Source organism: Acidobacteriota bacterium (genome assembly GCA_020845575.1).
In the GTDB taxonomy this organism is placed as follows: domain Bacteria; phylum Acidobacteriota; class Vicinamibacteria; order Vicinamibacterales; family Vicinamibacteraceae; genus Luteitalea.
Genome location: JADLFL010000035.1, coordinates 113,245 through 128,507, shown reverse-complemented (window position 1 = coordinate 128,507; position 15,263 = coordinate 113,245). Strand labels below are relative to the sequence as shown.

Below are 15,263 nucleotides of genomic sequence, written 5' to 3'. Positions count from 1 at the left end.
TTGTCCGCCGAATGTGCGAGAATATTGAGCTTCCATGCGGGCTCGTTCCGAGCGAGCGACCCAGCGTTCATGGAGCGAGTCGAAGGGTGAGGTGGCCGAGAGGCTTAAGGCGGCGGTTTGCTAAACCGTTGTAGGGGCTAAAACTTCTACCGAGGGTTCGAATCCCTCCCTCACCGCCATTCGACTCGTCGTTCAGCCCGCCTGCGGCGGGTCCCTCAGGAGCACCCTGAGCGATACTCACCCAGCCAGTGTCTGACCACACGACTCCGCTACGCGTCCGTTTCGCACCGTCTCCCACCGGGTACCTGCACGTCGGGGGGGCGCGCACGGCGCTGTTCAACTGGCTGCTCGCTCGTCGTACCGGCGGCGCGTTCGTGCTGCGCATCGAAGACACCGACATGGAGCGGTCGTCCGACGAGATGGTGCAGGGCATCCTCGACGGGATGCGCTGGCTCGGGCTCACGTGGGATGAAGGCCCCGAGGTCGGCGGGCCGCACGCGCCGTACTTCCAGTCCGCACGACTCGATCGCTATCGCACCGTCGCCGCCCAGCTCGTCGCCAGCGGCCACGCGTATCTCGACTACCGCAGCGCCGGTGCGCGCGCCAGCACGACAGACGATAACGGCGACGCGACGAACGCGGCATTCGGCCCCAAGCAGTACGACGAGACGAGCCTCACGCTGAGCGCCGATGACGTCGCCGCGCGTGAAGCCGCGGGCCAGCCACGCGCCATCAGGTTCCGCGTACCTGCCGACGGCCGCACGACGTTCGACGATGCGGTCCATGGCTCGATCGGCTTCGACAACAGCGGCATCGAGGATTTCGTGATCCTGCGGTCCGACGGCTACCCGACCTACCACCTGTCGGTCGTGGTCGACGACATGGACATGCGTATCACGCAGGTGATTCGCGGCGACGACCACATCTCCAACACGCCGAAGCAGGTCCTCCTCTACGAAGCCCTCGACGCGTCGATCCCCGGTTTCGCGCACGTGCCGCTCATCATGGGCCCGGACAAGAAGCGCCTCAGCAAGCGTCACGGCGCCACGTCGGTCATCGAGTACGCCGCGCAGGGCATCGTCCCCGAGGCGATGGTCAACTTCCTCGCGCTCCTCGGCTGGTCGCCCGGCGACGACCAGGAGTTGTTCTCGGTGGGCGAGCTCGTCGAGCGCTTCGACCTCGCGGGCATCAGCGGCGGCAACGCCGTGTTCAACACCGAGAAGCTCGAATGGATGAACAATCAGCACATCATGCAGGCGAGCGATGACGTGCTGATCGCCCACGCGAAGCCATGGCTCGAGACGGCAGGCCTCTGGCGCGCCGCATTCGACGCTGGGGAGCGCGCGTGGCTGATTCGCGCGCTGGCGCTGTTGCGTCCGCGTACGAAGCGCCTCGGCGACATCCCGACGGCGCTCGCACCCCTCGTCGGGCCGGTCTTGTTCGATCCCGCGGCCGTCGCGAAACACCTCACGCCGGAGATGGCTCCGCACCTCTACGCGCTGGCCAACGCCCTCGACGCGCCGGCCGTGTTCGACGTGGCGTCGATCGAGCAGGCCGTGCGCGGCACCGCTGAATCGCGTGGCGTCAAGCCGGGTCCGTTCATGCAGGCCGTGCGCGTGTCGCTCACCGGCCGCACGGTGAGCCCCGGCCTGTTCGAGACGATCGAACTCGTCGGTCGCGACGACAGCGTCGCGCGCATTCGTGCCGGCGCCAGTCGCGCGCAGGCCGCCTGATCGGGGACACTGGAGCATGCGCGCCGCCGACCTGCATCGCCAGACATTCGATCTCCTCGTGGTCGGAGGCGGCATCATCGGTTGTGGCGTGGCGCGCGACGCGGCTCGCCGCGGCCTCCGCGTGGCGCTGTTCGAGCAGAGCGACTTCGGCAGCGGCACCTCGTCCGGATCGACGCGCCTGATTCACGGTGGCCTCCGCTACCTCGAGATGCTGGACTTCGCGCTCGTCCGCCTGGACCTGCGCGAACGCGAGATCCTGCTGCGCATCGCACCGCACCTCGTCAAGCCGCTGCGCTTCCTTCTCCCGTTCTACGGAACGTCGGCGTTCACGCGGCTGAAGATGCGCATCGGCATGTGGCTCTACGACGCGTTGAGCTACGACCGCAGCCTCGAGGGGCACAGGATGCTGTCTGCGGCCGCGGCGCTGGCGGCCGAGCCGCGTCTGGTCGAGGAGGGCCTGCAGGGTGCCGCCGCCTACTCGGACGCACAGGTCGCGCTGCCCGAGCGCCTCTGCATGGAGAACGTGGTGGACGCGATGCAGGCCGGCGCTGCCGCCTGCAACCACTCCCGCGTCGTGTCGGCCGTGGTGACAGATGGACGCGTCCGCGGCCTGCGCGTGCAGGACCTCATCGCGCAGCGCGAAGTCGAAGTCTCCGGCGCCGTCGTCGTCAACGCCTCGGGCCCGTGGTTCGATCGCGCTGCCGGCGTGCTCCAGCAGAGTCCACGTCCGCGCGTGCGCACCACGCGCGGCATCCATCTCGCGTGCGAGCGTCCGCCGAAGCACGCCATCGCGTTGCCCTCGGCCGTCGACGGGCGTCTGATGTTCGTGATCCCGTGGCTCGACTACGCGTGGGTGGGCACGACGGACCTCGACTACGAGGACGATCCCGCCGATGTCGCCGCCACGCCGGAGGAGATCGACTACCTGCGTCGATCGGTGAAGCCGTACGTCGGCGCGCTCGGGGACGTGCTCTTCACCAACGCCGGCGTGCGCGCGCTGGTGCGTCGGGAAGGCGACGCGTCGGCCGTCACGCGCTCGCACCAGATCGTTGCCGAACAGGACCCCGTGGGGCTCGTATCGATCATCGGCGGCAAGCTGACGGGCTATCGCGCCATCGCCGAGGAAGCCACGCAGCGCGTGTGCCGCCTGCTCGAGAGTTCCGCCCGCTGCACGACGGCCACCGCGCTCCTTCCCGGAGCGCGCGACGCAGGTCCGATACCCGAGGTGCTGTCCGACGCGCAGCGCGCGCACCTCGCCCGTCTGTACGGCACGCGGCGCGTCGAAGTGTTGCGTCTCGTGGAAGAGCGGCCTGAGCTCGGGCAGACGCTGATGGAGGGCGAGCCCGACGTCGTGGCGCAGGTCGTCCATGCGACGCGGCACGAAGCGTGTGAACGCGTGGCCGACTTCGTGTGCCGGCGATCGCGCCTTGCGTTCACGCCGCATCGGGGACGTCCCGCACTTGGTCGCATCGCCGCCGCGATGCGTGAAGAGCTCGGATGGTCCGATCAGCGCGTGGCCGACGAGCTCGCGCACTGTCGCAAGGTGCTCGACCGCTCCGACGGAGACCGCCCGCAGGAGCACGAGTCGTTCGCCGACATCCCGTAGCGCGCATGGTCCCCGAACGCTTCACGCCCGAGTCCTGCCTGGTTGCCTCGCGCGTCCTCGCGCGTCGCGATCCCGAACTGGCGCGCCTCATGAAGGCGCACGGCCCATGTACGCTCGGCGCGCGTCCTCGCCGCGATGCCTTCTCGTCGCTCGTGCGCGCGATCGTCTTCCAGCAGCTCGCGACCGCGGCCGCAACGACCATCCATGCGCGCGTGATGGCGTCGATGGGTGTGCGCCACTGTCCGCCTCCTGCCACGTGGCTCGCCACACCGGAAACCACGCTGCGCGCGGGCGGGTTGAGCGGCCAGAAGCTGCGCTACATCCTCGACCTCTGCGAGCGCGTTTCGACCGGCGCGCTCGACACGCGCCGGCTGTATCGCCTGTCCGACGATGAGGTGATTGCGGCGTTGACGCAGGTGAAGGGCATCGGCCGCTGGACCGCGGAGATGCACCTGATGTTCCACTTGCAGCGCCACGACGTGTTGCCCCTCGGCGACCTCGGCGTGGTGACGGGCTTCGCGCGCGTCTACAACGGCGGTGAGAAGGCTGCGCCCGCGGCGATCGAGGCGCACGCCGAGAAGTGGCGGCCGTACCGCAGCATCGGGAGCTGGTACATGTGGCGCGCCCTCGAAGCCAGCCGCTGACGCACGCGCTCCAATCCGACGAGCGCTCCTGATGGAGGCCAGGGGTTTCAACCCTGGCGCGCGTCGCCTCCCACTCCACGTATCAAGACATTCACGTTTCTTGGGGTACCGATCCCGCGTCGTCGTCGATATGCTGGGCCGATGGATCGCCTCGCCTCGATCGGATTCATCGCGCCAGTCATGGCGGTCGCGCTCGTCGCGTGCCTTGCGGCCGACCGCGCCGCCGCGCAGTCGCCGCAGACTCCGTTGGCGGAACACGAGACGCGCGAGGCGCCCGGGCACCTGATCGTGGTCGCGAAGGACACGCAGGGCGGACGCCTGCCGGGCGCGACGGTCGTGTTCTCCGGACCGGGACCTGACGCGGCAGGCGTCCCGCGCATGCTCGTCACCGACGATTCAGGCGAGGCGATGCTCGACGTGCCCGCGGGCGACTACCGGCTGATCGTGGAGATGCCCGGCTTCGAGCCCGCGACGATCGACGCCGTCGTGCGCCCCGCGGAAGCGGCGGAGGCCGTCGCCACACTCACGATCGCGGGCTACGCGGAGCAGGTGGCCGTGCGCGCGGATGCCCAGACGTTCGTGCCGCCGACAGCGGACGGGCAGGTCGAGACGCTGAGCCCGCGCGAGATCGAGCAGTTGCCAGACGACCCGGAAGAGCTCGCCATCGCGATCGAGGCGCTCGCGGGTATCGGCGCGGAGATTCGTGTGAACGGGTTCGAAGGCGGAGCGCTGCCGCCGAAGGACCAGATCCAGGTGGTGCGTATCCGCCGCGATCCGTTCAGCACGGACAGCATGGGCGCTGGGCGAGTTCGTGTGGAGATCATCACGCGCCCGGGCGGCACGTCGTGGGCGCACGACGTGTCGGTGGGCTTCCGCGATCAATCGATCGACGCGCGGCCGGCGTTCTCGCAGGCGCAACCGGATGGTCAGACGCGTCGCCTGTCGTGGAGCTTCAGGGGACCGATCGTGAAGGGACAGTCGTCGATCTCCGGGCGTCTCTCGATTCGTGACTCGTACGACGCGCAGCCGCTCGTTGCCACGGGTGCCCCGACGCCGTTCCCCTCACTCGTGAACGCGGAACGCCGCCGCTTCGACGGCGAAGTGCGCGTGGAGCATGCGATGTCCTCCACGCAGACGCTGCGCGGTGAGTATCAGCGATGGGATTCGCGCGGCAGCAACATGGGCGTCGGCGAGTTCGAGCTGCCCGAGCGAGCGTTCGACGATCGATCGGCAGGAGACATCGCGCGGATCTCCGCGATCGGCACCATCGGCCGTCACTTCCTGAACGACATCCATCTCGAATACGTGGACGTGCGCAGCGGCACCGAGTCGATGAGCGATGCCATCGGCATCAACGTGCCGAACGCGTTCCGCGCCGGCGGCGCACAGCGAGCGGGCGGACGACGGGATCAGGAGATCGAGATCGCGCAGACGGTGGACCTGATCAGCAACAGCCGTCACAAGGTGCGCTTCGGCTTCGAGACCGAGCTGGGATGGACGCGCACGGACAGGATCGACAACTACGCCGGCACGTTCACGTTCGCGACCCTCGAGGACTACGAGGCGGGCCGGCCGCGCCAGTTCACGCAGCGCGTGGGTGACCCGCTGGTGACGTACTCGCGCCAGGAGTTCAGCTGGTTCGCGTACGACGAGGTCGAGATGCGCGACGGCCTGCGCTTCGGCTTCGGCGTACGGCACGACATCCAGTCGTTGATGGACGACTGGAACAACATCGCGCCGCGCGCGAGCCTGTCGTGGACGCCGAAGGAACGCCCGAAGACGACGCTGACCGCTGGTGTCGGGTTCTTCAACGAGTGGTACCCGCAGTGGGTGTACGAGCAGACGCTGCAGCTCGATGGCACGCACCTGCGCGACGTGATCGTCAGCGATCCCGGCTATCCCGATCCGCTCGGCGGCGACGGCCTCACGTCCATGCCCGCCCCCAGTATCGTCCGCGAGTCGTCGACCGGGCTCGAGATGGTGTCCACCGCGCGTGCGTCGGTCGGCCTGGAGCACCGCTTCTCGCAGCACCTGCGCGTGCAGCTCAACGCCTATGGACAGTCGATCCAGGACCGCCTGCGCGGCCTGAACGCGAATGCGCCCGTCGACGGCGTGTTCCCTGACGCTGATTTCGAGCGCATCACGGAGATCGAGTCGACGGGGCGCGGGCGATCGGCGGGTTTCGATTCGAGCGTGCGCGTGTCGCGGGAAGACGGCAAGGCGTCTGGTCTCGTGCGCTATCAGTACGGGCAGTCGTGGAACGACTCGGACGGCCCGACATCGCTGCCCGCAGACAGTCGTGACCTCGACGCGGAGTGGGGACCCGCGTCGTGGGACGTGCGCCATCGCGTGTTCGGCTTCGTCAGGATGGAGTTGCCAGGCGGCGTGCGTGCCAACGCGTGGGGCGACATCGCGTCGGGCACGCCTTACACGATCAGAACGGGTCTGGACGACAACGGCGATTCGGTCTTCGCCGACAGGCCCGCAGGCACGGGCCGCAACACCGAGCGGGGCACGTGGCAGCGGACGCTGAACCTGCGTCTCGGCTGGCGCCCCGACTTCGGCGGCGTGACGTCGACAGACGGCGGCGGTGCCGGATCGAAGACCCCGCGCGGCGTCGAGTTCTACGCGCAGGCGTGGAACATCCTCAACGAAACGAACTTCACGCGCTTCTCCGGCGTGATGACGTCGCCGTACTTCATGCGCCCCACGGCGGCCGCCCCTGCCCGCCGCTTCGACTTCGGCACGCGCGTGTTCTTCTGACGCGCGCGGGGCATGGCTTACGGCTCGTGGCCTGCGGCGACAGCCACGGCTTGCGCAGGTGCAGGGGCCGGATTCGTGCGGGCCGGCGTCGTGGGCGTCGGTGTCCATGAGGCTGAGCCGTCGCCTGTTGCCGGTGGCCCGTTACCGCAGCGGTCTTGTCGCGTCTTGTTCGGCATCGTCCGGCAACGCCTACCAGCACGCCTGTCGCGGTTGTGGCACGATGCGCCATGCTTGTCCGCCTCCTGCTCGTCCTGTCGCTGACGGCCCGTGTGGCAGCGGCGCAGACACCGACAATCGTCGAAGCCGATTTCGTCATCAGCGACTTCCGTTTCGATTCGGGAGAGGTGCTGCCCCAGTTGCGTCTGCACTACCGTACCGTGGGTACGCCGCAGCGCGATGCCGCGGGCAAGGTCGCCAACGCCGTCATCGTGATGCATGGCACGGGTGGGTCAGGCGCACAGTTCATCGGCGAGAACTTCGCGGGCGAGTTGTTCGGGCCCGGGCAGCCGCTCGACGCCGCGCGCCATTTCGTCGTGCTTCCTGATGCGATCGGACATGGTAAGTCGAGCAAGCCGAGCGACGGCCTGCGCGCGACGTTCCCGAGGTACGGCTATGGCGACATGGTGCGCGCGCACTACAGGCTGATGACGGAGGGGCTCGGCGCGGGCCGGTTGCGCCTCGTCATGGGGACGTCGATGGGCGGCATGCACACGTGGGTCTGGGGCGAGCGCTACCCCGAATCCATGGACGCGCTGATGCCGCTCGCGAGCCTGCCCGATCAGATATCCGGACGCAACAGGGCGTGGCGTCGCGTGGCCATCGATGCCATTCGCACGGACCCGAGCTGGCAGGGCGGCGACTACACGTCGCAGCCGCAGGGGCTTCGGACCGTGGCGCAGATGCTGTGGCTGGCCGGGAGCAATCCGATCATCCGTCAGGCCGCGGCCCCCACGCTCGCCGACGCGGATCGCGTGCTGGACACGTATGTCGATGCTTACGTGAAGACGGGCGATGCCAACGATATCCTCTACGCGATCGAAGCCTCGCGCGACTACGACCCTGAGCCCGGACTCGAGAAGATCGTGGCGCCACTGGTCGCGATCAATTCAGCCGACGACATCATCAACCCGCCCGAGCTCCGGATCCTCGAACGCGCGATTCCACGCGTGAAGCGCGGCTCGGCAATAGTCCTGCCCCTGAGCGACGAGACAGTGGGCCACGGTACCCACACCAAAGCCGTGCTCTGGAAGGCGCACCTCGCGGCGCTGCTGAAGGCGACGGAGCGGTAGGGAGCAATGCAGGCCGCTCCCGTGCTTGCCGACGTCCTCGCGCGCCTCGCGGCGGCTGCCACGCCGAAGGATCTGGCGAATCTCCAGCGCTTTGGCATCGCTGCGTCGCGTCCGCTCGGCGTCTCGATGGCCAACATCCAGAAGGTGGCCGGAGGCCTTGGCTGCAACCATGCGCTTGCTGCCGAACTCTGGGGCTCGGGCATCCACGAGGCCAAGCTGCTTGCGGCATACGTCGACGAACCGGCGAAGGTGACAGCGGCGCAGATGGATCGGTGGGTGCGCGACTTCGACAACTGGGCCGTGTGCGACACGCGGTGCTTCGCGCTCTTGGACAGGACGCCGCATGCGTGGCGCTGCGTCGACCGCTGGGCGTCGGCCAGGCAGGAGTTCGTGCGGCGCGCCGCGTTCGCGTTGATGGCCAGCCTTGCCGTACACGACAAGGCAGCGCCTGACGCCTGCTTTCTCGATCGGCTGCCGCTCATCGAAGCCGCTGCAGACGATGCGCGCGATCTCGTGCGCAAGGGCGTCAGCTGGGCGCTGCGCACGGCAGGTCGTCGCCGTCCCGCGCTGCATCGCGCCGCACTGGCCGTGGCCACCAGGCTGGCGGCGCCGGATGACGCGGGTGCCAGATGGGTGGGGAAGGATGCGAGCCGCGATCTGCGAGGGCCGGTCGCCACGCGTGCGGTCCTGAAGCGCGCCGCGAAGAAGCGATGACGCGCCTGCCGGATGCCGTTCGTGAGCGCTTACCGTTTAACCGCGTACTCGAGCAGCACCGTCCCGCTTCCCTCGTACGTCCGTTGTCCGGTCAGCGCCAACGTCACGCGCGACCCCTTGGGGAGCAGCGGAATGCCCGAGCCGAGCAGCACCGGCACGACGGCGACTTCGACCGAGTCCACCAGGCCGAGATCGATGCACTGGCGGAACAGGTTGCCGCCGCCGAACAGCCAGATGTCCTTGCGGCCGCGCTGCGCGCGCAGCGTGGCGATGACGCCGGTGATGTCGCCGCGCACCATGTGAATGTTCGGGTGCGCATTCGCGTCGAGCGTCGTGGAGAAGACGTAGGTCTCCTTGCCGTACACGCCCGCATCGCTGCCGCCACCCTCGTAGGCCTGCATCGTCTCGAACGTCTTGCGACCCATGACGAGCGTGTCGAACTGTGCGAACAAGGCGCCGAAGTCGATGGCCGGATCCATCGGGATCCAGTCGTAGTTGCCGTCCTCTGCCGCGATGAAGCCGTCGAGGCTCGAGGCCACCTGATAGCGCACCCGCGGCATGGGCTCTTCGGACACTTCCACCCCCTGCGTCAGCCTACGCGATCCTCGGAATGGGCAGTCGATTTCACCCCCGGGGAGTACGCCCCGGCCAGCGGGTTGCCCTGAACCGCGCCGGGTTGCTACACTGGGGGTTCTTCGGCACCTGCCGTCCTCTGCTGGGAGGTCGTTCAACGGTAGGACATCGCGCTCTGGACGCGAGTATCGGGGTTCGAATCCCTGCCTCCCAGCCACTTAACCCGTTCTACCCGAACAACCTACGAGTTTCGACCCTCTGGCGTCTCCAGATTGTCTCCAACCGCGCGACGGATCGGCCGGTTGTCGAGCAGTCTGATCGTCGAGTCGAGCGACGCCGGCGTCAGGTGCGAGTACCGCTGCGTCATCGCCAGGCTCTGGTGTCCGACGAGCTCCTGCACGCCTCGCATCGGCGCGCCCTGCATCGCCAGGTGCGAGCAGAACGTGTGACGCAGGATGTGAACGCCGGTCGGCACCTTTGCCCGCTTGGCCGCATAGCGAATACGTGACCAAGCGCCTTGCCGCGTGAGCGGTGTGCCGTCGTCCTTGCAGAGGACGCGACGGCTTCGGAGATGCCGCTGCTGGCGAATCGCCGCTGCCAACCGTTCGGTCATCCCAACGAACCGAATGCGCCCGTTCTTCGGCGCCGTCAGTTCACCGCACCAATCCGAGTGCCGCACCCGAATCTGCCGTCGCTCGAGATCGACGTCGGCCCATTCGAGGGCCACGATCTCGCCCGCCCGTAGTCCCGCTTCGCCACCGAGGAGCGCGATCAGGTAGCTGCGCGGGTCGATCGTTTGCGCCGCGTCCAGCAACCGCTCGTACGCCTCGAAGTCGTGAAACGCGGCGTCCGTGCGCGTCACCCGCATCAGGCGAATCGAGCAGGGCATCTTCTCCAGCACGCCCCATTCCACCGCCTGCTTCAACAGCACGCTGAGAACGCTCAGCACGTTGTTGACCGTCTTCGGCGACTTGTCGTGCAGGCCCAACTTCAACCGCTGCACCTGCTCGTTGCTGATCGCGTCGAGCGATCGGGCACCGAGCGTCGAGATCAGGTGCAACCGCAGAATCGACTGCTTGGCTGCGATCCCGCTCGGCTTCTGTTGGTTTGCGCGCGCGTAGCCTTCGATGAACCGCGGCGCGAACGCTTCCAGCGTCGGCACCTCCTTCCGTGTCTTCGGGCCCGTCAGCAGGAGCTCTCGCTCCCGCCGCTCGGCCCACTCCCTGGCCGTTGTCTTCGAGCAGCTCGCGCCCAGCTTGCGCCGTTCACGATGCCGATCCCCGGACGGAAGCAGGACGCTGATGTCCACGTCCCAACCGCCGCGGGGATGCCGTCTGATGTTCACGCTCATCGCCGTTCACTCCTTCGGCAATGGCGCGGACTTCTGGTCCACCCAGTCTAGCAGTGCCTCCGTGCGGAAGAGCACCCGACGACGGATGCGGACGACGCCGGGCAACTGGCGCCGTTCGACCATCGCGTACATCGCGCGTCGGGTCGTGCGGAGTAGCGCGGCGGCCTCGTCGACGGTGAGGAGCACGGGCCAGTCGTTGTCGTTGGCCGCGCGTGCACGCGTGGTCGACTGAACGTTCATGGCGAACCTCCGACCCACACCGCGTGCTGCGGTGCGGGCAAGCCAGTTGACGTGGATTGGAAGTTGCGCTGCGGTGAGTGGACGCGCTGAGCGTCCGGCAGTGTGGTGTCAGCGCTGATGCCGGCGATGAGCCGACATCGACCGGGACGCGTTGCGCGTGCCGGCGAACGGACGCGATGTCCGTCCTTACAGGAGCGTCCTCGGCCCGGACGCAGTCATCCGCGCGCTCCGACAAGTGCCAGACCAGGGCGCGCGGAGGTGCGGTCAAGGCCGCGTGGTCGGGCGGATGTGCGCGGGACGCGCACGCGGCGAGCGAAGCGAGCGGAGCCTTGACCGCGCCGAGCACGCCCCGAGAATCATGTGTCGGAGCGTGCGTGTGGTCTGCTTGCGGTCAGCGGGCTCTACTCAGATGAACGCAGGCGGCGGGCCAAACCTTACAGACGACGCGCATATCCTTCGGCGGCAGCGGCCGCACGCTGAACGCGACCAGCACATGGCCCGCGATGCGGGCTCGTCGCTCCTGCTTCCAGCGGCCCGACGCCGCGCACACTCAGCTCCCCGACACGCGGGGCGTGAGCGACCCTCCGGGGCCGCGGCTCTTTCGGGCCAGCGGCTGAAATCGGGGGGTCGCTCACGCCCTGTCTTCATCTCGGTTCTGCGCGCGGGTCATGGGCTGCGGCAAAGAACGCCGCCGCGTTGCGTCCAGCCTGTTCGCTGCAACCTGCAGCAGCTGCGGGCCTTCTTGTAGCGTGAGGACGACGGAGATCGGCTCATCCTCCGTATTCGCGGCTCCGTGTGCGAACTGGTCGGGGGGATGAAGCTGCCCCAGGAGTTCATCCCCCTCATGGTCTACCGTCACGACGTGCCAGCCAGGGAGGAGAGATGGGCATAGGCGTGCGAGAGGACCACGCACTCGACGGTGCCTCGGCCGCTCTGGAGCGCGTCGCCAATAATCGACGACGTCACATCGGTCACGACGGTATTGCCGACCTCGAGCCAGCGGCGGTAGAGCGCGGTTAGGGCTGGCCCGCTCGGCATGCGGACGCTCGACGTGGGCGGGTCCATGCCGATCCGGCCTGGTGGTCGTCCGTCGCGCCGACGCTCGCAACTCGCGCGCAGATCGTCCCGGTACGAGAGCGGCAGCGGACGCGCGAGCTGGTCGTAGACGGCCGCCACGTAGATGTCTCGCAGGGCCGCCCGTTCGCGCGGCAACAGGACGCGGATCGTCCAGCTTCGGAGCGCCCTGAGCAGCTCCGCGTGCCGTAACAGGAACTGCCGGAAGTCCATCGGCGAGCCGTCGGCGGCGAGGAACACGAACACGTGGCGCTCGGTCTCTGGCTCTACGCCGATCGGCAGCTTGTCGGGGAAGTAGCGGACCGTCTGATCGAGCGCGTCCTTGAAGAACACCAGCCGCGGAAGCTCGTCGTTCTGGAGCCTCCCCTGCAGCAGCATCACGAAGTGCGCGTACTTGTCGCGCTCGGTGCCGAGCCAGAGGAACTCACGCTCGGCCAGCACGGCGTCGAGCAGCATCATCCGCTCGATGGCGCGGCCGAGCGCGACGGGCTTCCGATTGCGGTTCTCCGGGTCGCCAACCGCCGCGTAGAGCGGCTTGTGGTGGACGTGGAAGATGCGCGTGCGCCCGGTGCGGCCGACGCGAAACGCCGTGGCGAACCGAGCGGCCAGCAGCCGTTCCAGAAAGTCGTGGACCTTCTGTCCGTGGGTGATGCCAGCGAAGGCGGCGTAGTGCCGGCCCATGAACACGCCGGAGTGTTGGAGCACTGTCACGAGGAACCGCGCCTGCCGCTCCGTGAAGCGGAACCCCATCTTCAGGGCATTGATGCGTTCCTGAGCACGGTCTCTCGCGGGCGAGTACATCGTCTCGGCTCCTCGGGAGGCACCTGATGTCTCCTGAGAAGTTGAACGCAGCGCCGGCGATATTCCTTACCACCGTGACAGGCTAAGCTGATGCGTCCATTCACCCTGGCCGAAACATGGAGAACCGATGCCGCCACGTCCAGCGACGCTCGCCGAGTTGCTCGAGAAGGGCTACTTCCCGCGCGAGTTGCCCCCACCGTTCAAGACGGCGGACTTCGCGGCCTATGCGCCAGCTCACGCGGGCCAGTGGGGCAAGGCCCGCTGGACGCGCTGCGTCAGGCACAACCTCGCTCGTCCTGGTGGCCTTCGTCGCCCGCTTGGCATCCCGAATCCGCTCTCGTACTACCGCCTTGCTGACCTGCTCGTGTCGAACTGGACAGCCATCAGGGCTCTGACATGGACCCATCGCCTGTCGGCAAGCCGACCCTACGTGATGAAGTCCAGTCCTCGGGCGATCGTTCCCCGCTATCGTTACGCCGAGTTGCCGCGGCTGCGGGCCCTTCGGAGGCGAGCCGCCCGGTACCTGCTGAAGACGGACATCAGCCAGTTCTACCCGTCGCTCTATACCCACGCGGTTCCCTGGGCCTTGCACGGCAAGCAGCAGGCAAAGACCGCGCTGACGACGAAGAACAAGGGCGCGCACTTGCTCGGCAACAAGATCGATAAAGCGCTGAGCGCCATGAACGACGGCCAGACGCACGGCGTGCCGATCGGGCCAGATGCATCGCTGGTGGTCGCCGAAATGGTACTTGCGGCTGCCGACGACCTCCTGGTGACTCGATGCAAGGGGCTCATTCGCGGGTTCCGCTACGTCGACGACTACGAGCTTCCTTTCGCGACGCTCCGCGACGGCGAACAGGTGCTAGCGGATATCCAGGGCGTCCTTTCCGAGTACGAGCTGGCGCTCAACCCAAGGAAGACCGGGATACAGGAGCTGCCGCAAGCTCTGGATGGTCGCTGGGCGTCTGACGTGTCGCGCTTCCGGCTTCGAGACTCTGGCCATCCGACCGCCCAGCGCAACGATCTCGTAGCATTGTTCAGCCTTGCCTTCGACGCAGCGGCCTCATACCCAGAAGATTCCGTTCTCAAGTATGCAGTCGCGCGAGTCCGGTCGCTCGACGTGAGTGCGGGAGCTTGGCGGACGTTCCAGAATTGTCTACTTGGCGCCGCATCCGCAGATTCCTCGACGCTTCCAACGGTTCTCGGCACGCTCCACCAGGTCTCCGTGGCGACAGGGAATGCCGTCAGCAAGGTGCCACTGGCAGAGGTCTGCGAAAGTATCGTGCTGCGCCACGCTCCCCGTGGGCAAGGCAGCGAGGTGGCTTGGGCCCTCTGGGCGGTCTGCGCGTGGAAGCTCTCCTTGAGCGCCGATGCCCTCAACGCCGTCAGTGGCATGGACGACGACGTTGTGGCGCTGCTGGCCATGTACGCGGAGTCACAAGGCTTGTTCGGCCCTGGCGGCATCGACAAGACGAAGTGGTCCACGTTGGCGGCCGATCCGCAGGCTCTAGGCTCTGAACATTGGCTTCTTGCCTACGAAGCCAACCGGAATGGGTGGCTTCCCGCGCCGGCTGTAGCTACGGATCCAGCGTTCGCCGGGATGCACGCAGCTGGAGTTGCATTCTTCGACGGAGCCGAGTGCGTTCCCCGGTATCCTGCTGCTGCTTCGGCGCTCCCCGGAGGAGAACTGCCGGACTTCTACGCGTAGCGGAGTGGGCGGCATGAGCATCAAGAAGGTCAGGAAGGAAGACGGCGGATTGGAAGCCGAAGCAGCCCTCTTCGGTCCGGCGCTGTTCCTCGATATATGGGCCGTGCGTGAACTCTCCAACGACCGAAACGCTGAACTCCGAGCGCGACTGGTCGCTGCCATCCGCGCGCAGGGCAGCTCGCTGCTCACATCATCCGCGTGGTTCACGGAGTTGGACACCGTCCGAGGTGACGCCAGGACTCGCGCCGCCGCATTCTTCTCAGCTCTCGGCTCGAACTGGCTGCCGATCAACCCGGTGGTGTCGGTGGTGGCTGGGCGGGAGAGCAGAGACGAACTGGGGGCGTACCTGTCGATGGAGGCCTTGGAGGGCTTCGTGATGGAGAGATGTGGCGAGCTTCTGAGAGCGGACATCGACCCGCACAACCTCACTGACGACGAGTTCTTTGACCTGGGCCGCCCTTGGCGTGGACGGAACCTCAGTCGACGGATGCGCCAGACCCGCATCTCGCGCGCCTGAAGGTGGCAGCGAGGACGCGTGCCGAAGCGGATGCGGCTGAGCAGCGACGAGATCGATCAGCGTGCGACCGGCTTTACCCTGCCCTACCGCCAACGAGTGGACGCGTGTTGCGTGTTCACAACGCCGTTTGGCGGGAAGCTACTCGTCGAGCGCCCGGCCGCACGTGGCTGGACAACGATGGCTTCGACGTCGCCCACCTGATACCCGCAATGGCGATCGGCGGGTTCATCGCGGTAGACAGACAGTGGCA

General features: G+C 67.5%; 12 protein-coding genes and 2 tRNA genes. 10 read left to right on the top strand and 4 right to left on the bottom strand.

The window, feature by feature from the left end:
* Positions 1 to 85: 85 nt before the first annotated feature.
* The 7 genes from IT182_10120 to IT182_10090 all read left to right on the top strand — a co-directional run bounded on the left by IT182_10120 (position 86) and on the right by IT182_10090 (position 8,749).
* Positions 86 to 179, top strand: a tRNA-Ser gene (locus IT182_10120).
* Between the two features lie 69 nt (positions 180 to 248).
* Entirely contained in the window at positions 249 to 1,733 is a 1,485-nt protein-coding gene (locus tag IT182_10115) for a glutamate--tRNA ligase (GenBank protein ID MCC6163690.1), read from the top strand.
* Between the two features lie 16 nt (positions 1,734 to 1,749).
* Complete coding sequence (locus IT182_10110; protein ID MCC6163689.1) at positions 1,750 to 3,339, top strand: glycerol-3-phosphate dehydrogenase/oxidase; 1,590 nt, start codon at positions 1,750 to 1,752, stop codon at positions 3,337 to 3,339.
* A 5-nt stretch (positions 3,340 to 3,344) separates the two neighbouring features.
* Entirely contained in the window at positions 3,345 to 3,983 is a 639-nt protein-coding gene (locus IT182_10105; GenBank protein MCC6163688.1) for a DNA-3-methyladenine glycosylase 2 family protein, read from the top strand.
* Between the two features lie 141 nt (positions 3,984 to 4,124).
* On the top strand, positions 4,125 to 6,746 hold the full coding sequence (locus IT182_10100; protein ID MCC6163687.1) for a carboxypeptidase regulatory-like domain-containing protein: 2,622 nt from the start codon (positions 4,125 to 4,127) through the stop codon (positions 6,744 to 6,746).
* A gap of 227 nt (positions 6,747 to 6,973) precedes the next feature.
* The gene (locus IT182_10095; protein MCC6163686.1) at positions 6,974 to 8,035 is read left to right on the top strand and encodes an alpha/beta fold hydrolase; all 1,062 of its coding nucleotides are present in this window, start codon (positions 6,974 to 6,976) and stop codon (positions 8,033 to 8,035) included.
* Positions 8,036 to 8,041: 6 nt separating this feature from the next.
* On the top strand, positions 8,042 to 8,749 hold the full coding sequence (locus tag IT182_10090; protein MCC6163685.1) for a DNA alkylation repair protein: 708 nt from the start codon (positions 8,042 to 8,044) through the stop codon (positions 8,747 to 8,749).
* A gap of 29 nt (positions 8,750 to 8,778) precedes the next feature.
* On the opposite strand, the gene IT182_10085 is transcribed toward IT182_10090, so the two are convergent.
* Positions 8,779 to 9,309, bottom strand: coding sequence for a dihydrofolate reductase (locus tag IT182_10085; protein ID MCC6163684.1), 531 nt, complete (start codon positions 9,307 to 9,309; stop codon positions 8,779 to 8,781).
* Positions 9,310 to 9,465: 156 nt separating this feature from the next.
* Here IT182_10085 and IT182_10080 point away from each other — a divergent pair.
* Positions 9,466 to 9,539 (top strand) — tRNA-Gln (locus IT182_10080).
* Between the two features lie 24 nt (positions 9,540 to 9,563).
* On the opposite strand, the gene IT182_10075 is transcribed toward IT182_10080, so the two are convergent.
* From IT182_10075 to IT182_10065, 3 genes are all read right to left on the bottom strand, one after another.
* Positions 9,564 to 10,673: a site-specific integrase gene (locus IT182_10075; protein MCC6163683.1), complete on the bottom strand. Its 1,110-nt coding sequence runs from the start codon at positions 10,671 to 10,673 to the stop codon at positions 9,564 to 9,566.
* 6 nt (positions 10,674 to 10,679) lie between these two features.
* Positions 10,680 to 10,913 carry a helix-turn-helix domain-containing protein gene (locus IT182_10070; GenBank protein ID MCC6163682.1) on the bottom strand — a complete coding sequence of 78 codons (234 nt, stop codon included), beginning with the start codon at positions 10,911 to 10,913 and terminating at the stop codon, positions 10,680 to 10,682.
* Positions 10,914 to 11,768: 855 nt separating this feature from the next.
* A complete protein-coding gene (locus IT182_10065; protein MCC6163681.1) occupies positions 11,769 to 12,788 on the bottom strand; it encodes a hypothetical protein in 1,020 nt (339 codons plus the stop codon).
* Between the two features lie 127 nt (positions 12,789 to 12,915).
* On the opposite strand from IT182_10065, the gene IT182_10060 reads away from it, so the two are divergent.
* Together IT182_10060 and IT182_10055 are read left to right on the top strand one after the other, a co-directional pair.
* On the top strand, positions 12,916 to 14,496 hold the full coding sequence (locus IT182_10060; GenBank protein MCC6163680.1) for an RNA-directed DNA polymerase: 1,581 nt from the start codon (positions 12,916 to 12,918) through the stop codon (positions 14,494 to 14,496).
* A 13-nt stretch (positions 14,497 to 14,509) separates the two neighbouring features.
* On the top strand, positions 14,510 to 15,013 hold the full coding sequence (locus tag IT182_10055; protein MCC6163679.1) for a hypothetical protein: 504 nt from the start codon (positions 14,510 to 14,512) through the stop codon (positions 15,011 to 15,013).
* Positions 15,014 to 15,263: the final 250 nt, after the last annotated feature.